This window comes from Psychrobacter sp. CMS30 (assembly GCF_904846565.1).
Taxonomy (GTDB): domain Bacteria; phylum Pseudomonadota; class Gammaproteobacteria; order Pseudomonadales; family Moraxellaceae; genus Psychrobacter; species Psychrobacter maritimus.
Genome location: NZ_CAJHBF010000003.1, coordinates 81,443 through 106,168, shown reverse-complemented (window position 1 = coordinate 106,168; position 24,726 = coordinate 81,443). Strand labels below are relative to the sequence as shown.

Annotated in this window: 20 protein-coding genes; 10 read left to right on the top strand and 10 right to left on the bottom strand. The window is 42.6% G+C overall.

What is annotated here, in order from left to right; all coding sequences use genetic code 11:
• Positions 1–24: 24 nt before the first annotated feature.
• The 5 genes from JMX94_RS02525 (at position 25) to JMX94_RS02505 (ending at position 6,260) form a co-directional block, all read left to right on the top strand.
• On the top strand, positions 25–1,524 hold the full coding sequence (locus JMX94_RS02525; RefSeq protein WP_201562915.1) for a PepSY domain-containing protein: 1,500 nt from the start codon (positions 25–27) through the stop codon (positions 1,522–1,524).
• Between the two features lie 382 nt (positions 1,525–1,906).
• A complete protein-coding gene (locus JMX94_RS02520) occupies positions 1,907–3,820 on the top strand; it encodes a TonB-dependent siderophore receptor (RefSeq protein ID WP_201562914.1) in 1,914 nt (637 codons plus the stop codon).
• A complete protein-coding gene (locus tag JMX94_RS13380) occupies positions 3,765–4,181 on the top strand; it encodes a TonB-dependent receptor domain-containing protein (protein WP_201562913.1) in 417 nt (138 codons plus the stop codon). Before JMX94_RS02520 ends, JMX94_RS13380 begins: the two co-directional genes overlap by 56 nt.
• Positions 4,182–4,241: 60 nt before the next feature.
• A complete protein-coding gene (locus JMX94_RS02510) occupies positions 4,242–4,532 on the top strand; it encodes a hypothetical protein (protein ID WP_201562912.1) in 291 nt (96 codons plus the stop codon).
• A gap of 27 nt (positions 4,533–4,559) precedes the next feature.
• Positions 4,560–6,260 carry a PepSY domain-containing protein gene (locus tag JMX94_RS02505; RefSeq protein WP_201562911.1) on the top strand — a complete coding sequence of 567 codons (1,701 nt, stop codon included), beginning with the start codon at positions 4,560–4,562 and terminating at the stop codon, positions 6,258–6,260.
• A 493-nt stretch (positions 6,261–6,753) separates the two neighbouring features.
• Here the strand turns inward: JMX94_RS02505 and JMX94_RS02500 are convergent, their stop codons facing one another.
• The 8 genes from JMX94_RS02500 to JMX94_RS02465 all read right to left on the bottom strand — a co-directional run bounded on the left by JMX94_RS02500 (position 6,754) and on the right by JMX94_RS02465 (position 18,535).
• Positions 6,754–8,466, bottom strand: coding sequence for a multidrug ABC transporter permease/ATP-binding protein (locus JMX94_RS02500; RefSeq protein WP_201562910.1), 1,713 nt, complete (start codon positions 8,464–8,466; stop codon positions 6,754–6,756).
• A gap of 153 nt (positions 8,467–8,619) precedes the next feature.
• Positions 8,620–10,908: a TonB-dependent siderophore receptor gene (locus JMX94_RS02495; RefSeq protein ID WP_201562909.1), complete on the bottom strand. Its 2,289-nt coding sequence runs from the start codon at positions 10,906–10,908 to the stop codon at positions 8,620–8,622.
• Positions 10,909–11,054: 146 nt separating this feature from the next.
• Positions 11,055–13,028, bottom strand: a complete 1,974-nt coding sequence (gene fhuB / locus JMX94_RS02490; protein ID WP_201562908.1) for a Fe(3+)-hydroxamate ABC transporter permease FhuB — start codon at positions 13,026–13,028, stop codon at positions 11,055–11,057.
• On the bottom strand, positions 13,025–13,990 hold the full coding sequence (locus JMX94_RS02485; protein ID WP_201562907.1) for an ABC transporter substrate-binding protein: 966 nt from the start codon (positions 13,988–13,990) through the stop codon (positions 13,025–13,027). Before JMX94_RS02485 ends, fhuB begins: the two co-directional genes overlap by 4 nt.
• Positions 13,987–14,751 (bottom strand): ABC transporter ATP-binding protein, encoded by a 765-nt coding sequence (locus JMX94_RS02480; RefSeq protein ID WP_201562906.1) that lies wholly within the window; start codon positions 14,749–14,751, stop codon positions 13,987–13,989. Before JMX94_RS02480 ends, JMX94_RS02485 begins: the two co-directional genes overlap by 4 nt.
• Before the next feature lie 89 nt (positions 14,752–14,840).
• Positions 14,841–16,010, bottom strand: a complete 1,170-nt coding sequence (locus JMX94_RS02475) for a siderophore-interacting protein (protein ID WP_201562905.1) — start codon at positions 16,008–16,010, stop codon at positions 14,841–14,843.
• A 704-nt stretch (positions 16,011–16,714) separates the two neighbouring features.
• Positions 16,715–17,380: a 3'-5' exonuclease gene (locus JMX94_RS02470; RefSeq protein ID WP_227673476.1), complete on the bottom strand. Its 666-nt coding sequence runs from the start codon at positions 17,378–17,380 to the stop codon at positions 16,715–16,717.
• 177 nt (positions 17,381–17,557) lie between these two features.
• The gene (locus tag JMX94_RS02465) at positions 17,558–18,535 is read right to left on the bottom strand and encodes a GlxA family transcriptional regulator (protein ID WP_201562903.1); all 978 of its coding nucleotides are present in this window, start codon (positions 18,533–18,535) and stop codon (positions 17,558–17,560) included.
• 108 nt (positions 18,536–18,643) lie between these two features.
• Here JMX94_RS02465 and JMX94_RS02460 point away from each other — a divergent pair, with 108 nt between their 5' ends.
• The 3 genes from JMX94_RS02460 (at position 18,644) to JMX94_RS02450 (ending at position 21,076) form a co-directional block, all read left to right on the top strand.
• Positions 18,644–19,192 carry a cysteine hydrolase family protein gene (locus JMX94_RS02460; RefSeq protein ID WP_201562902.1) on the top strand — a complete coding sequence of 183 codons (549 nt, stop codon included), beginning with the start codon at positions 18,644–18,646 and terminating at the stop codon, positions 19,190–19,192.
• Between the two features lie 93 nt (positions 19,193–19,285).
• A complete protein-coding gene (locus JMX94_RS02455) occupies positions 19,286–20,200 on the top strand; it encodes an MBL fold metallo-hydrolase (protein WP_201562900.1) in 915 nt (304 codons plus the stop codon).
• Between the two features lie 264 nt (positions 20,201–20,464).
• A complete protein-coding gene (locus tag JMX94_RS02450) occupies positions 20,465–21,076 on the top strand; it encodes an MsnO8 family LLM class oxidoreductase (RefSeq protein WP_265088922.1) in 612 nt (203 codons plus the stop codon).
• A gap of 420 nt (positions 21,077–21,496) precedes the next feature.
• Here the strand turns inward: JMX94_RS02450 and JMX94_RS02445 are convergent, their stop codons facing one another.
• On the bottom strand, positions 21,497–22,432 hold the full coding sequence (locus JMX94_RS02445) for a LysR family transcriptional regulator (protein ID WP_201562898.1): 936 nt from the start codon (positions 22,430–22,432) through the stop codon (positions 21,497–21,499).
• Positions 22,433–22,529: 97 nt separating this feature from the next.
• On the opposite strand from JMX94_RS02445, the gene JMX94_RS02440 reads away from it, so the two are divergent.
• Together JMX94_RS02440 and JMX94_RS02435 are read left to right on the top strand one after the other, a co-directional pair.
• On the top strand, positions 22,530–22,964 hold the full coding sequence (locus JMX94_RS02440) for a DMT family transporter (protein WP_201562896.1): 435 nt from the start codon (positions 22,530–22,532) through the stop codon (positions 22,962–22,964).
• Positions 22,965–22,970: 6 nt separating this feature from the next.
• Positions 22,971–23,432 carry a DMT family transporter gene (locus tag JMX94_RS02435; RefSeq protein WP_201562894.1) on the top strand — a complete coding sequence of 154 codons (462 nt, stop codon included), beginning with the start codon at positions 22,971–22,973 and terminating at the stop codon, positions 23,430–23,432.
• Between the two features lie 44 nt (positions 23,433–23,476).
• Here the strand turns inward: JMX94_RS02435 and JMX94_RS02430 are convergent, their stop codons facing one another.
• Positions 23,477–24,382 carry an alpha/beta fold hydrolase gene (locus tag JMX94_RS02430; RefSeq protein ID WP_201562892.1) on the bottom strand — a complete coding sequence of 302 codons (906 nt, stop codon included), beginning with the start codon at positions 24,380–24,382 and terminating at the stop codon, positions 23,477–23,479.
• Positions 24,383–24,726: the final 344 nt, after the last annotated feature.

Sequence of the window (24,726 nt, the reverse complement as noted above, 5' to 3'; positions counted from 1 at the left end):
TAAAGATGGTTAAAGGTCATATTTATGAGTAGAGATACACGTCAACCCCCTAACAATCAACGCTATTTTACAGTATGGAGATGGCATTTTTATGCAGGCATGTTTATTGCCCCTTTTTTGATTATTTTAGCGTTTACAGGACTTGGCATGCTGCTTATGTCCAATACAACAGGCCGAGATAGTGATCGTTTAACCGTCACCCCTCTACAGTCTATGGTTCAAGCACCAATCGCCAATCAAGCAAAAAACGCCCTTCAAACCTTACCAGATAGCACGCTGATTAAATATATCGCACCCCGCAACACCGATACGGTGGCCTTGTTTCAAGTGGTATCAGGTAGGCATGACAATATGGTGGCGGTGAATCCGTACACAGGTGATATTGTTAAGAGTACCCCCACTAATACGGGCTTGTACAATACCCTTGATAGTATTCATAGCGACTTGCTGTTAGGGCAGGTTGGTGATTTTATTCAAGAAGCCACCGCCTCATTAACTATTTTGATGGTTTTAACGGGTTGGTACTTGTGGTGGCAAAAACGCAAATCTGTCAAAGCTATGTTGATTCCGGATGATAGTAACCTAAAGAAAAAGCGTTCATTTTTCCGTACTATTCACGCCACCTTAGGCACTTGGATATCCATTGTCTTGTTGTTTTTTTGCATTTCAGGCATGGCTTGGGCAGGTATTTGGGGCGAGCGAATCATACAAGCTTGGAGTCAGTTTCCGGCCGGTAAATGGGGCGTGGCGCCCATGCCACTTTCGATTGACCATGGTCAGCATCATGCGGGTATGGATATGGATAACGCCAATGCCGCGCTGCACGTTCATGGAGCAGCACCAACACTTACACCAACACATGGTCGTGTATTAAATACGGGCAGTACCAAAGAGGTACCTTGGGTGCTAGAACTGACACCGATGCCGCTGTCAGGGTCAACGAAAGGTGAGAACGGTATCGCGCCTAATATTCCCATTATGATTGATACGGTAGATAGGTTTGCTCGTGAGATTGGCTTTGAAGGGCGTTATCAGCTGAATCTACCACAAGGCGCGACAGGAGTGTGGACGATTAGCCAAGATTCTATGAGCTACGATATGAAAAGTCCAACGGCTGACCGTACGGTACATATCGACCGCTATTCGGGGAAGATATTGGCTGATATCCGCTTTGAGGATTACAATGCTTTTGGCAAGTTTATGGCAGCGGGTGCGGCTATTCACATGGGAACGCTGGGATTATGGAGCGTGTTAGCCAATGGACTGTTTTGCTTATCAGTGATTGCAATTTGTGTGAGCGGTTATGTCATATGGTGGCAACGTCGTCCTCGTAATGCCAACGAAATCATTGGACTAAATCCACCAGCACGTGGACAAGGTTTTTCCATATGGTGGTCGTTTGCCATTCCATTGCTTGTTGTGGCTATTATATTCCCAGCAGCAATCATTGTGATTATGGCTATTACGTTGTTGGATTTTTTGGTAATTTCTCGGGCGCACTTTGTACAGAAGCTATTCAAATAAACGATATGCTTAAATTTAGGCAGTTAATAGTTAAGGTTTAACAGATACTGTGCTTAATTGAGGTCACTTTTAAAAAGTGGCCTTTTTTTTGCTGTGCTATTTTTATCTATAGTGTTTGCTAACAAAAAGTATTGCTATCTCATGACGTAGACCTTCACTGTATCAAAAATATTTCAATACTGTATTGATAATCATTATTATTATCTTTATCATGTACAAACTCTAATGTAACAAATAATATATTTATTCACCAGGACTATTAATAAATAGCTCACTTCTCATGACGCTCTACAAAGCTGACATGTATTAGTAAACACTATTGTCTTGAATAACTGCCTTCCCTCAAATTCTCCTCACTTTCATTGAGATACCATTGATGTTTATGATTACACAAAGTAGAAAACAGCATAAACCTAACCCTTTAAGTTGGTTCGTTAAGCAAACCATGCACCTTTCAGCCATTGCTTCGTTGGCAGTAAGCTCATCTATGATTCATGCTGAAGTATCACAGCAACAAACCGATGATAACGGCATTGAAATCAATCGTGACGAGAATACGACAGAACCAAGTACTACGCTACCGACTATCGTGGTCATGGCAGAGACAAATAAACAGGTCACGGAAAATACTGATAGCTATACAATCCCTGTCACCAGTAGCGCCACAGGTATGGGCTTGTCGGCCAAAGAAACACCGCAAGCGGTCAGTGTGGTTACCAACCAGCAAATCAAAGATCAAAATTCAAACACCCTAATAGATGTGCTTAAACGCACGCCTGCTATTCAAGTAAGTAGCGTTGATGGCGCGCGTAATGGTCTTTCATCAAGAGGCTTTGCTATCAATAGCTTCCAAATTGACGGCTTAAACACCGATTTTGTCCAGCAAGCTGCCATGGGCGAATACTCTGCCAATACCGCGATGTTTGACCATGTTGAAATCGTACGCGGCGCGACTGGTTTGATGAGTGGCTCAGGCGACCCTTCTGCCAATGTCAACTTGATACGTAAACGGGCTGATAGTGCTGTGCCAAAAACAGAGCTATCCGCCAATGTTGATCGTTATGGGCAATATGGTCTCAGTGTTGACCGTAGCCAGCCATTAAGCGAAAGCGGGGCGGTACGAGGCCGAGTGGTGGCTAGCTATCAAGATGGTAATACCTTTATCGACCGTCAAGAACTGGGTCAAAGTCTGTTTTATGCCACAGTAGATGCGGACGTGGGCGACAGCACCACGGTCAGTGTGGGTGCTAGCCGTCAACACAATAAATCAAAATCAACCATGTGGGGCGGCTTGCCAAACTATCTAAGTGATGGGTCAAAAGCGGATTGGGATACCAGTAAAAATGGCAGCGCAGATTGGACAAACTGGGATTCTGATAATACCTATTACTTTGCAGATATTGACCATGATTTTAATGCCGACTGGAACTTGACCGCCAATGCCAGCTATAACGAGAGTGACAGTAGTCCAAAGCTGCTTTATATGTACGCCAATGGCGACCAACAAGTGGACGCTACTACTGGACTTATTTTTAACCTAAACCCATTTCATGCCGATACCGAACGCAAACAGTTCAATGTTAAAAGCAAGTTAACTGGTAATTTTGATGCGTTGGGAAAGACGCATAAGCTCATCGTAGGCGGTTCCTATAGTAAAAGTGATCTTGATACTTTCACTTATAAGTCACCGCCTGATGGTATATTGCCGCTCCCAGATTTTTCTGACTGGGATGGCAGTTATCCTGAACCAGAATGGGGAGAGCGCAATCGCAGCTCTGATGTCACAACCAAAGAAAAAGCTATCTTTGCGGCAACTCAGCTCAAACCATCGGATCCTTTAGCCGTGATTTTGGGAACGCGTGTGTCTGATTTTGAACGCTCAGGTGTGCAGTATGGCCGAAACGTCAACACGGAAGCCAAACACATCTGGACTCCGTACGCAGGTATTACCTATGCGGTTAATGACAATCACAGTCTTTATACCAGCTACAGTGATATCTTCAAACCTCAAACTCAGCGTGATATAAATGGCAAATTCCTCGATCCTATTGAAGGTAAAAACTATGAAATCGGTCTAAAAAGTGAGTCAGATAATGGCGCATTACAAAGCCAAGTGAGTATTTTTAGAATCGAGCAGGACAACCTTGCTCAACTCGATGGCGGTCAAATAATACCCGCACCGACCTTGAAAAAGCCTACTACGGAGCAAAGGTGCCACCAGTCAGGGTGTAGAAGTACAAGTGTCTGGTCAAATCAGCGACCAACTACAAGCGAGCGTTGGTTATACGCATTTTAATGCTGAAGACAACAAGGGCAAGACCATTAATACAGGCTTTGCCGATACCACGCTGAATCTGTTTGCCACTTATAATCTTGATCATATCATTCCTAATTTAATCATTGGCGGCGGCGTTGACTGGTCAAATGGATACTATGGCATTGTCAAAAACCCTGTGACAAAACAATCTGAAAAGTACGGTCAAGATGACGTGACGCTTGCCAATATCATGGCAAGATATACTTTTAACGACAATCTTGAAGCGCAGGTTAATGTGAATAATTTGTTTAATCAAAAGTATCTTGCGGGCAGCACCTTTAGTGAATTGACTTACGGTGAGCCTTTGAATGTAGTCGGCAGATTAACCTATCGCTTTTAATCGTTCGCTTTTAACTTTCATACCGATTATGACCATCTATCTTAATATGCAGGCAGTCACATGAGTAAGCGCCGTAGCAGTCATGGTTTTTATCTACCTGATTTTAAAGTCCTTAGTCGTATTTTTTTAGCGATTATTGGTAGCTATGGCATCGCGGTGCTTACGAGTTTGATGTTTTTGGCCTTACCTATAGATGAGATTTCTGCCATCTATTGGGGTCAAATTGCTAGCGTTGTTGTATGCGCGCTCATCCTTGTCTTAGTATTTTCTTTGCGTCGTTTATGGCTGGCATGGGCGGTGGTCGTCGGTATTGCAGGGCTATTAGGGGTGATTGATTATGTCGCTATTTAGATTTTTTCTTACCATCAGGCTGTTATTATGCCCTCAGACTCTACTAAGACCCAAACTGCCACAATGAGTAATATTCAGACAAAAAGTAAAAATAAAGTGAAGGGCTATCGAGTCATTTTGTCTGACGTGCATACTTGGTTTGGCCTATTATTAGGTTGGTTGTTGTTCACCATTTTTCTGATGGGCACGGTCAGTTATTTTAATAATGAGCTGACGGCATGGATGCAACCTGAAGTTCCGGCACGCTCTCAGCAAACACCATTCATATCCTCAGCATCTACGCAAAATCAAAATATGACAAATCTAGAAGATAAGTCAGATCGTTTTGCTATGGCAATCGCTCACTTACAGCAAACCCAAGCCAATGCCAAAAAATGGTTTATAGCCAAAGATATTGATAGCGATAATATTGCTCAACGTCTGCATATCAATGTGACTACAGATGACAAAAGGCTAAAATATCAGTTTGATACGCAGTCCCAAATGGCATATACACCAAGAGATACCGTAGGCGGTCACTTCTTTTATCGTATGCATTTTGATTTGCATTATATGAGTGTGATATGGGCCAGAATCATCGTCGGTATAGCTTCTATGATGATGTTGATTGCTATTATCACAGGTATTATTGTCCACAAAAAAATATTCACGGATTTTTTTACCTTTCGTTGGGACAAGGGGCAACGCTCGTGGCTTGATGCGCACAATGCTTTTTCTGTGCTGCCAATACCGTTTCATCTGATGATTACCTTTACCGGCATTATTACCTTGATAACCTTGTATATGCCGTGGGCAGGCATGGTATCTACTGTAGATAGTGAGCAGTTTTTTAAGGAAATTTATTCTTATCGGGCAGCGGATACAACCGAGTTACAGACTGCCCCTATGGCCAGTATTGCTCCATTGCTTGCTACAACGCGATCTGATTGGCAAAAACGCAACCCTAATTATGCCGTGACCAGTGTCAGTATTAATCATCCTAATACTGACCAAAGTATGATTATTATCGATGGTAAAGCTGAGCATCAATTATCGACGTTAGGGGTATTTCTTATTTATGATGGGCAGACAGGCAAAGTACTCAAAGACAGTCGACCACCGCCGCTTGCTGTGGAAACACAAGCGGTCATGATAGGTTTGCATGCAGGACGCTTTGCTGATAACTGGCTGCGCTGGTTGTACTTTTTATGTGGCGCAGCGGGCTGCGGTATGATTGCAACAGGCTTAGTGCTTTGGACGGTTAAACGTCGCCGCCAATTATTAACTATAGATAAGCCTGATTGGGGATTTTGGTTAGTAGAAAAGCTCAATATTGCGACGCTAGCGGGATTACCTTTAGCGATGATAGGGTTTTTATGGCTCAATCGTTTGTTGCCGTTAAAGTTAATAGGGCGAGGCAAGTGGGAGGTAGATGGATTTTTTATCATCTGGGCGTTTGGTTTCTTGCTGACGTTATTACTCTCTAGTCGTCATGCGTGGCGTCTATTATTATCATTGGTCACTCTATTGCTTTTATTCACACCGCTACTGAATAGCCTAACCACTGAGCGTGGATTGCTTCACAGTATCTTGAGCTTCGATGTGCTGTTTATCAGCTTCGACGTTATGTTTTTTATTCTAGCGTTGCTGTTTGCTTATATCACTTATGTGGTCAGTTTTAAGAAAACGTCTCGCAAGCAAAAAATAAAGTCACCTAATCGTTCAAAGCTTCAGATGGGAAATTTATAGTATGTCTAACGTGCTGTTATCTGGATTGCTATTGGCATTTAATCTGCTAGGTATGATGGCATTAATGATGACGAGTAAAAGACATAGGGATAAGTTTCATCTCAAACGGCCACTCTTAGTCGCCGTAAGGTCAAACCTGCTATCTCATCATGATGAGCAGAAACGATATATTATTAAACAGAAATGGTTACGATGGATGGGGTTGCTACTGCTATTGGTAAGTTTTATCTTAACTTGTTCATCGCTTCATACTGGTTACTTTATCGTCGTCTGGTTTGCCAGCTTAATCGTAGCAGCAGGAGGTGTATATTTAAGCATGGTTATTTATGAAAAACTGGCATAGTCAGTTTATATAAAAGAGCTATGTTAAAAATAAAATGCTGCTATAAATCTCTCCCGCTTGCTATGTGCTTTGCCCGCCAAAGGCTATGCTATTCTTTGGAATTAAGTAGTTTAATAGTATGACTTATCAGCAGTTATTTTACCTAAGAAGCTACTCTAGCATAGCAATGGCGTCCGCACTGGCGCGCTGGCGTTCTTCTGCATTTAATTCCGTCAGTTTTCCTTCTTTCATCATAAGCAAGCGGTCAGCATGCTCAAAATAACCGTCGTCATGACTGATAATAAACAGCGTTTTGCCCATAGCTCTTAATTCAGGAATCAGCGCTTGATAAAATACTCGGCGAAAAGCAGGGTCTTGGTCAGCGGCCCATTCATCGAGCAGCAGAAAGTCCTTTTGTTCGGCGACAGCGAGCAACATGGCCAAGCGTTTGCGTTGTCCTTGGGACAGCTTGTCGGTAGACAATCGATGCTCAGTTACCGTCACTTTATCTTGCAGGTTCAATTTATGCAGCCACTCGGTCACTAAAGACATATCAGGGTCATTGTCTTGACTGCCGATTAATTGTTTAAAAAGATGTTGATCGCTAAAAATGGCAGAAAATAGCTGCCGATAATGGCTATTATTGTCCGAATCAATCACCTGTTTGTCTACTTTTACAGCGCCTGTCGTAGGCGTAAAAATACCAGTAATTATTTTTGCAAGGGTAGACTTACCGCTACCATTAGAGCCTATCAAAAACACCACTTCGCCACGCCTCAAGGTGAGATTGACATTTTTTAAAATGTCATCAGTAAGCGACTTATTTTCAGTCACAGTTTCTTGTGTATTGTGGTTTATACCTTGATACCGATAACTCACATTGTTCAGTGAGATGGTCTGCCAGTCATTTGCTGCTATATTGGTTAAAAATGCTGGTTGATAATCAGCAAGCGCCAACGTCTGTATTTTATCTAACGCGACTTGCGCCGTTTGTAAAGTTGGATAAGCGCCAACGGCTTGTAGCAGCGGCGATTGCATAAATAGAATGGTTAAAGAAAAAGTGGTGGCAACGCTCATGGGAATATTAAGATAGTTTGAGACCGCAAAGACGACACCAATCGCTGCAAACATCATAATGTTCGACCAATTCACTGCTGATAAGTGGAAGGTATCTGCTTTAATAACGCGCTTTTTATAAGACTGGGCGTGACTTAAAAAATCATTGGTATACAGCTTTTGCGCGCGGTGCTGATTAAGTGCAAGCTCTTTTCGCCCTTCGATAATAGATTGATAATCTTGATATAAAAGATCATTAATCTCCCTTAATTCTGTTAAATGCTTATAAACGTGCTTCACCAAAATGGTACTTATCCAAATCGTCATTACAATCCAAACCATGATGATCAGTAATAATGGCAATGACAACCAACTCAAGTATAAGGCGACTCCGCTAGATAAAATAATCCCCTGAACCAACTCTGGCATACGGACAAAAGCGACGGTAATCGATTGGATATCGGTAGATAAGCTGGCGAGTAGTTGGGCGTTCCCTAACTTGTCAATCTGCGGAACGTTGGTATCGATAATTTGTTTTACCAGCTTGGTTCTGAGCTCATACACAAATCTATGACCCAAGCGGGTTAGGGCATATTGTGATAAAAAAGTCGTGACTAATAGGAGAACGACTAACGCTGAAAAATAACCTAAACTTTGCCATGACAAGGTATTAAAAACAGGCTGACTGATAAAAGTGTGATTAATATAAGCAATAATACCCACACTGACCGCCGCATTGACTAAATTTAATAAGATAACTTTGAGAAAAGGCAAGCGGTAATGCGACCAGATCATATGATATAGAGAGGCTGTAGCGCGAGAGGACATAAGGACTCAATAATAAAATGAATTTTGCATATTTTTAGATAGCACAAAAGGGAGTAGGTGGCGCCTAATCCCTTTTATTCAAACCCGATAATGATTCTATAACGACAGTTTATTCAGTATAGTAGTTTCATTGGCGAAGCTTAGCGTTCAAATTTAAAAGTCAAACGTCGCTGAAACTTTTAACGCAGTGGGTTCGCCCGCATTTAAATAACCAGCATCTGTATAACCACCGACTGACTGCCAATAATCTTCGCCCGTGACATTCGTTACCATGCCTTTTAAGGTGACATCTTGACCTGCTAGCACGGTCTTATAGCGAGCACCAAGATCTAACGTCGTATAACCGTCAACTTTTAAAGTGTTTGCATTATCGGCATAGCGTGGGCCCGTATGAATGATATCACCTGTTAAGGTTAGTCCTTCGAGTGCCGCAACATCATATTCTAGATTGACATTACTTTGTAAGGTAGGCAGACCGATGACTTTATTACCATCTAGCGCTGAATCACCGGTGTCTTTTTGTTTGGCACTTAAATAACTGACGCCCGCATTTAGACGCATATTTTCGCTAGGGCTACCAAATACGGTCAGTTCTACACCTTGGTGACGGTTTTTACCAGCAGATATAAGGGTGTTTGAAGCATCGATATAGTCACGTGCGGCATCAGTGCGATATATTGCCAAACTACTACCAATAAGCCCGTTGTCATACTTTACGCCAATTTCAGTTTGTTCGCTCACGTAAGGGTTCAAAGCTTGACCAGCATTGGTGACAGGGGCACTATTATTTGTTTGAGGGGCTGTTTTTCCTGGCGCTAAGCTTTCGATATAGTTACCGTAGAACGACCAGTCCATGTTTGGTTGATAGACAATACCGATACTTGGTGTCCACTCACTCTTATCGTAATGAGCAGTTTCTGCCTGCGTGTTGGCATCATAGCTGGTGGTTTTTATATTTTGATGACGCACACCTAACGTGGTTTTAAGTTTGTTATCGAACAGCGATATGGTATCTGCTAGCGCAAAGCTTTGTAGTTGTTTCTCATTGGTTAACTTTGGATCATCTAAGTTACCGCCAAACGTAGCTGTACTTGTAAAAGGGACTTCCGTGTAGTCGGTAGGGCGGTATAAATTGGTCGCAGGTTGATTGCCAAAATCAAACGCGAATGCGCCTTTTTCTTTTTGATCATATAGGTTTGCGGCCAACACTAAGTTATGAGCCACTTCACCGGTTTGCAATTTACCACGTAGACCAAGCTCGGCACTTTGTACCAAATCTTCTCTAGAGTTATCAAAACGATAAATTGTGCCCGCACCATCAGCATTGTTGACGGTTAAGGTGGCTAGTGAGTTTTCTTCCTCGCCACTTCGCATGCCGTAAGCACCATAAGCGGTGAGATTATCATTAAAATCATATTCACCTCTAATGGTACCAAAGATATCTTTTTCATCTGAGTACGTCCAAGGCTGAGCCCAATTTTTTGAGCCGTCTGGCTCTTTTGGTATGCTAGAAACACCACCAAGATTGACGCTAGGACGAGTCTCTTTAAGTTTATTATCTTGCCAGCCCAAATCTGCTGATAATCGGTATTGTTCGCCTTTATAATCTAGCCCAAGCGCTGCCAATCCTAATGTTGAAGACTCATCATCGATGGCACTATCGCCATCTTGATAAGCGGCGTTAAAGCGCACGCCAAATGCATCATCAGTACCAAAACGGTCACTAACATCTACCGCCACTTTACCTTGGTCACCTTGACCATAACCAAGCGTTAATTGGCGTAGGGGATCATTACTAGCACGCTTTGGTAGTAGGTTAATCGTACCACCAGCATTGCCGCCACTGGGTGCTGCACCGTTTAGCATAGCAGATGCGCCGCGTTGAACTTCAACACGCTCAAATAATTCGGTGGCGATATACTGTCTAGGCAAAATGCCGTATAGGCCATTAAACATCGTATCATCTGATGTGGTGATGAAACCGCGCATAAAGTAAGCTTCTTGGAAGTTACCAAAACCCCTTGCAACGCGAACAGTGGGGTCTTTTTTAAGCAGGTCGCCTACGCTTTGAGCTTGTTGGTTGGCAATGTATTCGTTGGTATACGATGTAGTAGAAAATGGCGTATCCATGATATCTTGATTGCCTAAAATCCCTACACGGCTTCCGGTCGCGACTTGGCCACCTTCGTAAGCATCTGGCAATCCATCTGCTGACGCTTCAGCACTACTGGTCACTACAATCGTATCAAGTACCACACTTGGCACATCTGATTGACTGTCGTTATTTATATCGGTTTGTGCCCATGCTGCTTGGCTGGCAGCAAGTAAAACGACTGAGGTAGACAGGTGAAAGATAGACAGTGATTTTACTGAAAATGGATGACGCGCTCTGTTAGATGCTTTAAGGCAAAATAGGGCGGAATATAGGCGAGACAGTTGCATGAATGTTACCAATGTGTAAGTTAAATCACTATTATAATGATAATCATTTTCATTACAATAGGGGCGCAATATTAATTTTAAATATTTTTAAAGCCTTAAGTAGCGATAATGATGTTATGTCGTTAATGAAGTATTAACCATATAGATTACGCTCTAATACGCCGCATCAAATATAGGAAATAAGCCCCGCCAATAATGGCAGCGATGGTGCCAGCAGGTATCTCATAGGGGAATATAAGATAGCGTCCAATCCAGTCTGCTATGACCATTAAGCCCGCGCCTAAAATAGCAGACAATTGAATTTGACGTTTGAGCTTCACCGCGCCTAATGTGCTGGCGAGGTGAGGAATCATCAGACCCACAAAACTGAGCGGACCCACTGCCAACGTTGATATCGTACTCAGTAATGCTACAAGAATAAGTATCAAGGTTTGATAAAATCTCAAAGATACCCCAAGCTCACGGGCAATCCCACTACCTAGGCTCAATATCTCTAATGGTTTTATGACCATAAAGCTTAATATGAAAAGTATAAAAGCCAATCCTACTAAAATCCATGCCGTTTCTGGACTGGCAAGATATGTAGAACCTGATAGCCAACTTAGCACCGCTTGTAACCGTTGATCGCCAGATATTTTTACCAGGCTTAATAATCCGCCCATCAATGCGGCAATGGCCACACCAACTAATAATAAATAAGCCGGATTGATACGACGGGCAAGCCATAAGATCAAACTGAGCACGATAAAAGCACCCAATAATCCTGATAATATAATACCTGTATAGCCAAAACTGGGCAGGAAAACAAAGGCCAGTACCACTCCTATCGCTGAGCCTGAGCTAATACCGAGTACTTCAGGGCTGGCCATCGGGTTACGTGTCAAGGTTTGTAGCAGCACGCCAGCAGTGGCTAGCATTATGCCAGTGGCGGCTGCGCTTAAAGTACGAGGCAATCTAAAATCAACAATTAAATGTCCTAGCGTACTAAGCTGCCAGCCATTTGAAGTAGCCGTAAAGATAAGTACGCCTATGAGCAACAGTATTAAGGCGATACTCCAACCCATTAAATGAGTGTCACGGCGTTCTGAAACTAAAGTCGGAATAACCTCATCGGTATGTTGAAGACTTTGGCTCACGATTAACCATATCACCAATGGGGCACCAAGAATGGCCGTCATTGCATCAGCAGGAATATTTAGGCTTAAATAATGTTGTAACAGCGTCGTAGCATTACTGGTGATCCATAACAACAGTGCCCCAAACACATAACCTAATAGCAAACGGTAACCAATACGCCTTACTGAAAACACATTCACCAGTGTAGCAGCCCCTAAGCCAATAAAACCAATAGGCCCCACGCGACTGACGACAAGGGCGGTCAGTAGTGCCACCAATCCCATCACCAATCCACGAATGAGGTTGATAGGAACGCCCAAGCTTTTGGCTTGCCTATCATCTAAGCTCATTATTTCTAATGGTTTTAATAAAGGCATTAAGCTAATAAAGGCGACCACACTAGCGATGCTTAATACGGCAGATACTTGCCAGTTATTCTGCGTGAGACTGCCCGCCGCCCACACCATGACGTTTAAGGTTTCTTCAGCATAATAAATCAATAATAAACCAGTAATAGCGCCCAATAAAATATTGGTCACCAGTCCACCTAGTACCAATACCAAAGGATTCATGCGACTAGGCGCAGCTAGAAGAAAAACAATCGCCATACTACCAAGTGCGCCAACAAAGGCGACCCAGAAACTTCCCCCTAACGCCAAACTAGGCAGGAATAACGTGACAATGAGTAGTGCCATGTTTGCACCGCTACCGACTGCCAATGTTGTGTCTGAGGCCAGAGTATTTTTTACCAGCTGTTGTAATAAAATACTGACCAATCCTAAAAGACCACCAGCGGTTAATGCTACCAACATGGTCGGTAGGATTTGTAGCTGGATACTCATGTCCGAAAGCGATAGCTCAAATGAGGGTATGAATAATTCTAAAAAAGGCAGGTGCCAAAGTTGATGTACGACTGCATAACTGCTCACTACTGCTAGCAGCATTAAGAAAACGACTATCATATAAATACGGTTAGCAGACAAAAAATTATTTTTATTAATCATAAATCGGTATTGCCTACAAAAGTGACATTCGTTAAGCGATCGGCTAAAACATTCATAGAAGCCACGCCACTATTGTTCCATGTCGCAGGCAGTAAGGTGATACAACGGCCTTTTTTGCTAGATGCATGCTCTTGATCAAAGGAATAACCCAAGCGCTGCCACACTAAGCTGTCTTCTAATTCAAGTTTGAGAAGGTCACTAAGAGGTTCAACGACCACAAGGCAAGTATCGGCATCAAGCTGCGCTAAGTCTCCTAGCATAATGGGCGTAAACCCCCATTGATTGCCATCTGCCAATGCCACTAGCTGTAGTCCCATCGTCTCTAAAGCAGGTTGAAACAAGCTATTATACGAAAACATACGCAAATTATTGGTGTCGGCAAATTGCACGACAGCCAATTTTTTGACATGAGGATAACGCGCATGAAAAGTCTGTCCCGCTTGTAAGATTTGTTTCTTACTGGTGTCTAAATAATCTTGCGCGGCTTGCGGTTTATTGATAGATCGGCCCAATTCTAACGTTGGTTCTATAAAGTCCTCCCACTTTGCAGTTTTGTTAGGACTGGTCAATTCAATAGAGTGGATAGGCAAATCGCCGTACATAGGACGCAGGTGCGCATAAAAATCGTTGTCTATGACCAAATCCAAATCTAACTGAGAGAACATTTCAGGGTTGGGCTGATAGCGTGTTCCTACGTCGAGAGTTGTATCAGGTATAAGAGGCTCACCGACCCATTCTCTATAGAAAGGTTTATCGCCCATAGCAACTGGTGGGTATCCCATGGCAGTCAGCGTCGCCGCAATACCCCAATCGGGCGTCATGACTTTAGGCGTTTTTTGACTGTTTTTAGGTGACACTGCTTGTGGTGCTTGTGAGGTGGCGTCAGACGACTGGCAACTGCTTAACAATAAACTTGAGCATAATGCCACACATAGCCCGAACGAAAAGGTGAGCGCTTTCATATAACTGCGACTTTATGAGTAGTGGTAGGATGGGTTAGTAGGGTAAAATCGACACCAAATATCGAGCGCAGTACATCCTTTTCCATGGTGTGTTTGACATCATTCATATGGCACAGCTTGCCTTGTTTTAGGGCGATAAATTCATCACAAAACCTTGCTGCTAGATTTAGGTCGTGCAGGATAATCACAACACCTAAGCCTTGCTCATCGACCAATTGACGAATCAGTTTTAACACTTCTATTTGATAGACCACATCCAGCGCTGCTAGTGGCTCATCCAATAGAAGATACTTTGTTTGCTGGGCAAGGCACATCGCCAGCCAGACGCGCGCACGCTCACCACCTGACAACGTCGATACTTGGCGATCTCTAAAGGCGTCAACTTGAGTGAGGGCGATGGCTTTTTCTACTTGTTGACGGTCGTCGGCAGTCGGCTTTTGCAGCCATTTCTGATGAGGGTATCTGCCTAACATCACAAGCTCATAGACTGTAAAAGCGCCCGCATCAGGTAGGTTTTGCGGTAAATAGGCAAGATGCGTGGCCAGTCTTTTAGCAGAAAAACTTCGCAAATCTTGTCGTTCTATTTCAATGCCACCTTGCGTGGGCGTCATTTCTCCTGCCATGGCTTTTATAAGGCTAGATTTTCCCGAACCATTATGCCCAATGAGCGCATACAGTTTATTTGGTTCGATAATAAAAGAAGTAGGATGAAGCAAAACTTTTTTTTGACGTATTAAGCTTAAATTATTGATGTGCATCATAGTGAGCAGTCGAAAGTAAATGGGGGATTTTAAAGAAAAGTAGATGGTTAATGCAAATGATTTTCATTTTATTTATGAACATACGGCAATTATTGAGCGCGCCAATAGACTTTTATGACCATATCTTGACGAGATAGACCAAGGGTTGCTTTTAATTGTTTTCTTAATGACTTGATGTCCGCCGCTTCAAGCGCACCCCATACCTTGCCAATCTTAAGAGGCAATGTCATTAATCTTGCATTTAGTAAGCTCATGATTTGTTCAGGAATTTCGGTTGTTGGCGTCTTAATGATATGAAGTAGATTGTCTTGTAGAAAACACTCATCATGACCTAAGCACGGGCAAAGGTTTAGAGTGTGTAAATAACTGATGTCTTTTGGATCTTCAGTAATAGCAATGACAAGGGGTGGTAACGGATTTTGCCAGTTCTCTAATAGATTGGCGACTGTAGGTAGAGAGGTTTCATCACATATTAATAAGCATTGACCCTCATTGAGGTGTTCTGTTTTCTCAGGATAGTCGCGCACCGTTTTTATTGGCATACCGCAAGCGAGAGAACGTGCCCAATTGCCACCTGGTGTGTCGCCATGGATATAAACATCTATCCAAGCTTGAACAGACAAGCTGATTGGATCTTGCCATGCTTTTCGCAGGGTGTAGTAGCGCTGTAAAGGCTTGTCGTTATTACTTGACTCATCATTTAGGGTGGAGAAAACGTCAGAGTTTAACTCAAATAAATAAGCATACCCGGGATGATTGAGTGGGATGTTATCGGGTGCTGTGACCATCAGTCGATACATATTAGAACTGACATAATAACTATCAATCACGCTAAAGTATTGTTCTTGAAGTTTGATTGTACGCTTACCAAGCTTAGTAGCGGATGACTGCAATAACGCTATATATTGTTCATGTAGTGTCTCAGCGTCGCTAATAGGCACAAAAAAGTTGATAAAGTATTGATGATTAATACTAGAAATGTTTTCAGCGAGGCTGTTATCTGTAGAACTGCTATCTTTTAACACATTAGAGTTATTTTGATAGCGATTCATCGTCATAACATCTAACAGAAGACCGTCAGGATACAGTTCTGTTATTGATACTAGATCGTACTCGCCGACTGAGGCAGAGGTAAAGGCATTGATAAACATCGCAAGTTCATCTTGATGCTCTTCATTGAGATGATGAATGAACATGGCTTTATCAGCAATGGCTAATGGGGTTTTATCGGTATCATAACGAGTAAGCGTTTCAGCCATAAAGGGTCATCCAAGCCAAAAAATCATATAAAGGTTACTTCATATAACCGTCAAATAGATAGCATCTGAAAATATAAGGATGTTACTGATAATCATTAACATCTAGATTATTATTACGTTAATTTGATTGTATGTCAACGTATTTATAATCATAAGCGGGCTATTGTCATAGGATTATTGACATTTTTCTTTCAATGATAAGCGATGGTGATGATTATTTCTGAAATAATACGAATCTTTAAAAGCGTGTTTAGCCGAGTTAAAGTCAGAGATTAGGAGGGTAAGGAGCTGTCTAAATGTTTATTTTAAATTCCCATGAAGTCGCAGTTACCACTGAGTTATCAGGATAGTTTATTTTATTCAAACCCCGATATTAATAACGTTACCTAAGAAAAGTAAATTTCATAATCCAGCCCTCTACACTATATAGATAATAGCATATAGAGCTTTTCTGACTTGTCAGAGTAAGATTTTTTCATGGCATATGCAGGTATTAATGATATTTTAAACACCATAATATTGAGGGATTTACTAGCTAATAAGTTATAGTTTCAATAAGAACTTAATCTACTTTAGCGTTAACTATTTCTAGTAACGATCTCAATTTCAGAACTGAGTCTTTAGCTTGATTTGAATCCCAATGTTCATCTAGCTACTTAGCAAATATATTTACTCTTACTATAAAACTCATAGCATCAGTGTATTTATACCGACTCTAATACTTGCTGGCAAGCTTGAGCTAAATAAGGATCAACCGTATCTTGTTTAAGCAACCATTTAAGATAGCCAGCACCCTCAAAACTAGTAGCTAAATCCGCAATAGCCTCACCTTTATGTTTACCAAAACTTAGATGCGTAGGTATACGAGCTATTTGACTAAAATTATATAAGCTCTCTACATCACTTATCTCATGACCTTGACTATTGGCTAAATCAATCAAACTACCAAGTACCAGCTCAGTGAAGTAAATATCAGCAATAGCAGCATGAGCATCCCTTGCTTGAGCACGAGCTATATCACGGTGAAAGTGGTAGAGGAGGGATACTAGCTTATGGCTCTCAAGTGTAGGAAGAAGACAGTTAGCCATGGCATTGGTGCAAATCAAATTAGGAGTATGAGTTACGCCCGCATTTTTAAGAACTGCCATATCAAAATCAATATTGTGACCAATCAAGTACTCAACACTGTTAGGTAGTCTAAAATCTGTGTGAGGTGGTTCATCCGCTACATCTTCATCACAGATATGTGATATCGCCATAGATCCCAAACTAATTTCTTTCAGGGGGTTAAAGCGCTTCGCTCTCGGCTCCTGCAACACAGTTACTTTACCATCGTTAATATCAACAATGGAGTAGGCTGCTTCAGTCATGTGCGGTTCGATAAGCCCTGTAGTTTCGGTGTCGAGTATGTATGTGGTCATAATTAGCCTTAGTAAATATGAGGAGCTTAGCAATCTGTTATAAGTGGTCTATTAATAGGTTTGAAGGGTGAAATAAGTGGTTCCCTTGGTGTATAATTTTAACTCAGCCACCGCCTAAACATCTCATTATTTATTCGTATTGAATCTCCGTCGATACTCACTTGGTGTCAAACCAACAATGCGCTTAAATATCTTACGAAACGCACTGACATCACCATAACCCACCTTCCACGCAATTTGCTCGACAGGCGTTAAAGAGAACTGTAGATAATCTTTTGCTTCTCCGATGCGTAATCGCTGACAGTATTCGGTTGATGTCATGCCTGTCGCCTTATGAAAACGACGCAGAAAAGTGCGCTCCTCTAACTGCGCACAATTGGCTAGTGTGGACAAATCAATATCCTGCGCCTCTGTTTTTTGCAGCCAATGCTGTACCTTTAATATGGCCGCGTCCCCATGGGTGAGGCTGGGCGAGAATGCGCTGTAATAACATTGTTCGCGCCTTGAGGGATCGATTAACAACGCACGAGCGGTCTCATTCATCACTTGTGAGCCAAGAAAGCGATCTACCATCCTCAGTCCCAAATCTGTCCAAGCCATTGCGCCACCAGCGGTCACAATATCACCGTCTTCGATAATAATGCGATCCACATCCAAATCGACATCAGGGAAACGCTGCTTAAAATCCTCTACATAACCCCAATGCGTGGTCGCCTTGCGTTTGGAGAGTAATCCTGTTTCGCCCAATAAAAAAGCACCGGCACAGACGGATGACATGATTACACCTCCTGAATGCTGATCTCTCAGCCAGTTCAGCCAAGGCGCTGCTGCTTGTTGTTCAATCGGTGCCTCTAACGTTGGTGGGATAATGATGGCTGCTAATTGTCCAACGCTATCGGGATCGCTAGAAAAAGTGCAAATAGGATGCAAATCAGAGTTTTTAACCTTCCAGTGACTGATCTGTAAAGGCAGTTCGGTTGTATCTTGACGTTTGGCGGCAATCTTACTGGCAACCACTAATAAATCAGTCAGCCCAAGGACAGCCGCCATTTGAGCCTTCTCATAAACGACCAAGCCGATTTCAATCTTATTTTTTTTATTCATGTGTCGTTATTAACCTCTAATGTGTCGATGTAGCCACTCGTTAGTGTAGCACAGTGCTTGTAAAATATACTTCTATACAGTCACTTCCATAAACAAAGAGGCACCATCATGAACACACAAGCACTTATCGTTGTAGACATCCAAAATGAGTATTTCGCGCAAGGTAAGTTATCACTCGTAGGTATTAACGAAGCCGCTGATAATGCTGCTTTGGTGATTGCGTCTGCTAGAGAAAAAGGCCATACCGTCATTCACATCCGTCATGAGATGCCATCTGCTGACGCACCGATTTTTACGCCTGGTAGCGATGGTGTGGTGATCAATGAGAAGGTAAAGCCACTAGAGGGTGAAGCCGTCGTTGTGAAGCATTATCCCAATTCATTCCGAGAGACTTCTCTTAAAGACCTGCTCGATGAAAAAGGAATTAAAGACGTTACCGTGATTGGCGCCATGAGCCATATGTGTGTCGATGCCACGGTTCGTGCTGCAGTGGATTTTGGTTATACAACCACTACGGTTCATGATGCCTGTGCCACGCTTGATCTTGAATTTAATGGCACGACCGTACCCGCCGCTCAGGCTCATGCCACTATCATGGCAGCGATTGAGTTTCTATATGGCGAAGTGATTGATACTCAAACGTGGATTGCCCGTTAATCCAGAGTTGTTAATCAAGCCATGATTTAGTCATTAAATAGACTCTTAAACCCTATTCCCATTAAGAAGAATTTTCTCAATAAGGTAATTATTATGAATATAGTAAAATCGCTGACCGGCACCACACTGTTAAGTGGCGTGATGTTGTTAACGGCATGTACCACCTTTGCTAGTCCAGCAGCAAATTCTAACGCGGTAAAACAGACGGCGACCAATACCGTTCAATTTCAGCAAATCCGTAATGCCACGATCAAGCTTGATTATGACGGCACCACTTTTTTAGTGGATCCGATGCTAGCGGCTAAAAACGCTTATCCAGGGTTTGAAGGCACAGTCAATAGTAACACTCGCTATCCAATGGTGGATTTGCCGATGACTGTTGCCGAAGTACTTAAGGCGGATGCCATTATTTTGACCCATTTGCATGCTGATCATTGGGATGATGCCGCACGTAACCTTGTGCCTCGTGACATGCCAATTTTTACCCAAGATGCAGCCGATGCGGCAATCGTACGTAAAGATGGTTTTACCGATGTCAGAGTATTAACAGAGCAAGGGGTTGTATTTAAAGGTACTAGAATCAATAAGACCATCGGACAGCACGGTACCGATGCAATGTACAAAATACCAGCCCTTGCCGAAGGACTTGGTAAGACGATGGGGATTGTATTCCAGAAGTCAGGCTACAAGACGGTCTATGTAGCAGGGGATACCATTTGGGATAAGGAAGTAGAAGATGCGCTGACTCGCTACAAGCCTGATGCGGTCATCCTCAATACAGGCTATGCGAAGATGACTGGTTTTGTCGATGATTCTATCATTATGGGCAAAGACGATGTATACCGTGCGTATCAATTCTCTCCTAATGCTCAGATAATTAATGTGCACATGGATACGGTCAATCATGCCACGCTAACAAAGGCAGAGCTGCGCCACTTTATCGAGGAAAAACATCTGGATAAACAACGTGTGCTTGTTCCTAATGATGGTCAGTACTACAAATTCTAGAATTGGTTTTAGATAAGTCGTTTTTCAAACCTTCCTTGTGTGGCAATACCCAAAGTGTGTTGCCATACATCATCAATACGGTATAACCGAGATCGTTTATGAATGTTCCAAATAATTCTGGCAACGCTCCTTTTGTTCTTTCGGTGCTCGACAATGCCTTCACCGGCGTTGGTCACACAGTAGAGAACACCTTTTAAGAGATGATCGCTCTTGCAAAACTGGCTGACAAAAGGGGTTTTCAGCGGTTTTGGATGTCTGAACATCATGCTACCGAATCATGTGCCTTTGGTGGTCGCTGAACAATTTGGTATGCTCGATGCGATGGCGCCAGGACGAATCGATCTGGGTTTGGGAAGGGCGCCAGGTACGGATGGCGCAACGGCGTCAGCTTTGCGTCGTCATCACGCGGCGAACGATGAGTTTCCTCAGCAAGTCGCAGAATTGTTGGGCTTTTTAGAAAACAGTTTTCCAAAAGAGTATCCTTATAGTGAGGTTCATGCGGTGCCAGGTCCATGGCAAGCCCAGCAAAACCGAGTACCACCATCAAAGACCGCTGCTGATGTCTGGATCTTGGGGTCCTCGACTTACTCAGCTCATTTGGCAGCACAGCTTGGCAGACCATATGCGTTCGCTCTACAGTTTGGCAGTGCCGACATACTAAATGCCATGCGCATTTATCGAGAGAATTTCCGTCCTTCAAAAATTCTAGCCAAGCCATATAGTTTGGTCAGTATTGGTGCGATTGCAGATGAAGAGCCTGTAGAGGCACGTCGCCAATCAACATCGTCTGCCATGGCAATGTTAAGAATGTTCCAGCGCAAACCTTTTGCTTTACTGCCACCTGATGAAGTGGCGGCTTTTCAAGGCAATACGTAAGGGCATCAGATTATTGAGCAGTATACCGATCAAACCCTGCATGGCACTGCTGCCAAGGTCGCAAAAAGTTTAGAGAGTCTTCAGGAGCAGACAGGAGTCGACGAGGTCCTGTTGGTTGTTCAAGGTTATTCGCGCCGCGCCCAATCGCGTACTGTTGAGCTAATCGCAGATCACTATGGTATGCCAAGTTACTAGATCCTGTTGAGACTAGCAATATTCAAAGCTTAGCAAAGCGCTTAATGCCTAACTATTAGGCTCAATCGACTCAAGGAGTTTTTTTATGTATGCCCAAAACAGCTGCTAGTCTGTTACTTGAAAAATCTCCTAATTTTCTAAACAAAACGAACGTAGTAATTCCTTCCTATTCCGCCTTTTTCTCATAAGATGTAGGAATAATTATTGTCGTTAAATTATGAATCGTTAATTGAGTTGCCAATAAAGAGGCGTGCCATAAGCCTCAGCAAAGTAGTCAATCAACGTTCTTACATTTAGAGAAACATGGCGGGTGTTAGGGTAAATAGCTGCGACATGCTGAGGTGTGGTTTTGACTGCCGTATCATAATCAGGCAATAGCTTAATGAGCTCACCACTCTTTAAATACTCACCGATGAGCCAATCTGGAAAAAGCACAATCCCCATACCTTTGAGTGCAGCTGCCAATAAAGATTCTGCATTATTAGACGTTAATAAGGCGGGCGCTAAGAATGGCGTCCAATCTTCATTTCCTGTTTTAAAAAGCCAACGATTCGGTCCTGTTGAGCCTTTGTATACTAGGCACTTATGATGCATCAGATCTGCTGGTGTTTGTAGCTTACCGTGTATGCGTATGTACTCCGGAGAAGCGGCAAGATGATAAGTTTGCTCAGCAAAGATACGCGCATGAAAGGCGGAGTCATTTAAGGTGCCAATTCTGAAAATAACATCTGTTGCGTAATGATGAGGATCAATAAAATCATCAGTTAACGTCAAATCTATCTGTAATTTAGGATACTGAGCACTAAGCTGTGGCAGCCAAGGAGCGATATGTCGTTGTCCAAAAAACACAGGGGCGTTGATTCTGATCAAACCACCCGGTTCCAATGTCCTATCTTGAAGCTCCTGCTGTGCTGCACTCATGCTCTCGGTCATGGAGTGTGCATAGCGCATAAACATACGACCCGCTTCAGTCGGAATGACGGCACGTGTATTACGATAAAAAAGCTGCTGCCCCAGTGCGTCTTCTAACTGCTTGATGATACGTGACACTTTAGAAGCGGACACCCCTTCTTTTCGAGCTACTACAGAAAAACTCTGAGCATCAAAGACCGCTATAAAATATAGTAAGGTTTTTATGCTGATGTTATCTACCGTATTCATTTGTGCAACTTATGCAAAGGTCATTTCTATATTATAGCGTTTTTTAATGGGTATAGGCTGCGGTACACTACGCCACATTGCTCATTAGGAATTTTTTATGCAAATTTTATTAATACTCGTTGTTGTTTTAGGCGGCATGGGGCTGTCCGTTGAGGCAGGATTACTAGGACCTTTGGGAAGTGAAGTGGGTGAGCTATGGGCAACTTTGAGTATTTTTGGTGTTGGCGCTGCTCTGACATTCTTTTTGATGTTGTTTTTTAGTCCGCGAGATAGCCCTTCCTTTTTCTCACAGCCCCCTTTACTGCTGGTTGGCGGTATTTTGGGTCCTGTTTATGTGGTGGTATTAACCGTGGTGACACCGGTCATTGGCATTGCGTTGACGATGATTGGCATACTGGCTGGGCAAGTGTTTCAAAGTTTAATCATAGATCATTATGGTTTATTCGAAACTATGGAGCGAAAAATAGACAGTAAACGCATTATCGCTTTATTTTTTATTATTGCTGCACTTATCTTTATGGCACAGGGGTAAAAAACAATGCTTATTTTAATGATTGTATTGTCGATAATTGGCGGCGCGGCTTTGAGCGTTCAAGCGGCATTGAATGGCCGTCTTGGCGGCAATGTTGGCGTATTTAAAAGTGCTTTTTTAACCTTTTCTGTGGGTGCGGTAGTAACTGCATTGCTTATTTTCTTTTTTGAGCCAAGTCATACTGTCACGTTGATGGATGTCCCTAAATGGCAACTGCTTGGAGCCTTATGTGGCGTTCCTTATATCGTCATTATGGTGGTTGCAGTCCAGCGTATTGGTACTGCGGTGGCAACGGTAGCGGTTATTTTTGGTCAGCTGAGCATGAGCGTACTGATCGATAATTTTGGCTGGTTGGGTAACGAGGCGATTAGCCTTTCGGTCAGTAGAATGGCGGCTTTGGTTTGCTTAGCTATCGCACTTTGTTTTATTTATGCCAGTAGTAAGTCTGAGCCTAAAGAGGCTCAGTAGTTCATATGTATTGATTATTTCTAGACATATTTTTTACTTTGTAGCTATGAAGAACTGGGTGTATTACTGCTAAACCTTTTTATAATGATAGTCGCACACTGTTCAGGTGCTTCCATTGGCAGAAGATGTCCATTGTCATAAAGCTCAATGAGTCGGTCAGAAGGGACGAGATCTTCCCAAACTTTACGAACCTCATCGCTAATAAACATAGAAGGTTTGCCAACAATAATGGTGTAGGGAACATCAAGAGTGTTCAGATCTTTTAAGGCTTCATTGACGAAAGGGGTATCAAAGTAGCTTGCCATCTCTTGCTCAGGTGTAAGCAGCAGACTATATTGACCTTGTTCATTTTCGACAAGACTGTTCTTTGCAAAGACATAAAGATTGTTGTCATCAATACGTTTGAAGGGGCGATGTGCCCGTAGATAGTTGTAATATGACTCAATACTTTCCCAATCCGCTTGTTTGGCTCGTGTGCTTTTAAAAGGCTCTTGATCTACCTTCAACTCGTTAGGTGCTGAGTTCAGCATGAGGGTCTGTGACTTGGTAAAAGTAACATGCTCTATTAAATACAGCTGTGAGAATAGTTCTGGCTGCTTGGCCGCGGCAATGGCGGTGGCAGTTGCACCTTGAGAATGCCCTATACCAACCACCGGCTTATCTTGTGTTTTCTCTAAAAAATCAATCAGAATATCGGCATCTTGTTCGCGGGTTAGCTTCTTCACAGTGGGTAAATCATACCAATAGCCACGCATAGCAAGACTGGTGATAGTGAATTGCTCACTAAGCTTGGTTAATAGTGGTAGGTAGACACCAGTCGTAAAGCCATTGCCTCCATAAAAATGCGCAGGAGGCAGCTTTGTATTTTTATTATTATCAACCAAAGCAGACAGGTCATAATAGCGTGCTTTTTTGCTATCTAAAGTCATCGTACGTTCGAATGTTTGCATGGTATTTTTCTTATTATTCGTTAATGATTAAAAGCTTACTTCACCTTTTACGGTATCAACTTTTATAGTAGTGGCAGACACGCCATTATTAGTAGCCACAGCCAGTTAAAATGGCTGTGGCTACTAATGTCGCTATCATAGTTGTTAATAAAGGGCGCTTGAATACAGGTACTAGTATAGGAAGTAAAGTAGTAAACATAAGTGACTCATAATATTACAAACTATAGAAAGTTGATTATTCAAATGACTGCAAAATATAGGATAGCTAGTAAAAAGCCTGTGTAGCTGCATTAATAACGGAGCTCTTCGAAATTAATTTGCCTTCAGGGTTAGTGCTTAGTTCG

Coding starts and splice junctions, on each gene's coding strand:
- JMX94_RS02525 (WP_201562915.1), top strand. CDS start 25: ATGAGTAGAGATACACGTCAACCCCCTAACAATCAACGCTATTTTACA.
- JMX94_RS02520 (WP_201562914.1), top strand. CDS start 1,907: ATGATTACACAAAGTAGAAAACAGCATAAACCTAACCCTTTAAGTTGG.
- JMX94_RS02510 (WP_201562912.1), top strand. CDS start 4,242: ATGAGTAAGCGCCGTAGCAGTCATGGTTTTTATCTACCTGATTTTAAA.
- JMX94_RS02505 (WP_201562911.1), top strand. CDS start 4,560: ATGCCCTCAGACTCTACTAAGACCCAAACTGCCACAATGAGTAATATT.
- JMX94_RS02500 (WP_201562910.1), bottom strand. CDS start 8,466: ATGTCCTCTCGCGCTACAGCCTCTCTATATCATATGATCTGGTCGCAT.
- JMX94_RS02495 (WP_201562909.1), bottom strand. CDS start 10,908: ATGCAACTGTCTCGCCTATATTCCGCCCTATTTTGCCTTAAAGCATCT.
- fhuB (WP_201562908.1), bottom strand. CDS start 13,028: ATGATTAATAAAAATAATTTTTTGTCTGCTAACCGTATTTATATGATA.
- JMX94_RS02485 (WP_201562907.1), bottom strand. CDS start 13,990: ATGAAAGCGCTCACCTTTTCGTTCGGGCTATGTGTGGCATTATGCTCA.
- JMX94_RS02480 (WP_201562906.1), bottom strand. CDS start 14,751: ATGATGCACATCAATAATTTAAGCTTAATACGTCAAAAAAAAGTTTTG.
- JMX94_RS02475 (WP_201562905.1), bottom strand. CDS start 16,010: ATGGCTGAAACGCTTACTCGTTATGATACCGATAAAACCCCATTAGCC.
- JMX94_RS02470 (WP_227673476.1), bottom strand. CDS start 17,380: ATGACTGAAGCAGCCTACTCCATTGTTGATATTAACGATGGTAAAGTA.
- JMX94_RS02465 (WP_201562903.1), bottom strand. CDS start 18,535: ATGAATAAAAAAAATAAGATTGAAATCGGCTTGGTCGTTTATGAGAAG.
- JMX94_RS02460 (WP_201562902.1), top strand. CDS start 18,644: ATGAACACACAAGCACTTATCGTTGTAGACATCCAAAATGAGTATTTC.
- JMX94_RS02455 (WP_201562900.1), top strand. CDS start 19,286: ATGAATATAGTAAAATCGCTGACCGGCACCACACTGTTAAGTGGCGTG.
- JMX94_RS02450 (WP_265088922.1), top strand. CDS start 20,465: ATGCTACCGAATCATGTGCCTTTGGTGGTCGCTGAACAATTTGGTATG.
- JMX94_RS02445 (WP_201562898.1), bottom strand. CDS start 22,432: ATGAATACGGTAGATAACATCAGCATAAAAACCTTACTATATTTTATA.
- JMX94_RS02440 (WP_201562896.1), top strand. CDS start 22,530: ATGCAAATTTTATTAATACTCGTTGTTGTTTTAGGCGGCATGGGGCTG.
- JMX94_RS02435 (WP_201562894.1), top strand. CDS start 22,971: ATGCTTATTTTAATGATTGTATTGTCGATAATTGGCGGCGCGGCTTTG.
- JMX94_RS02430 (WP_201562892.1), bottom strand. CDS start 24,382: ATGCAAACATTCGAACGTACGATGACTTTAGATAGCAAAAAAGCACGC.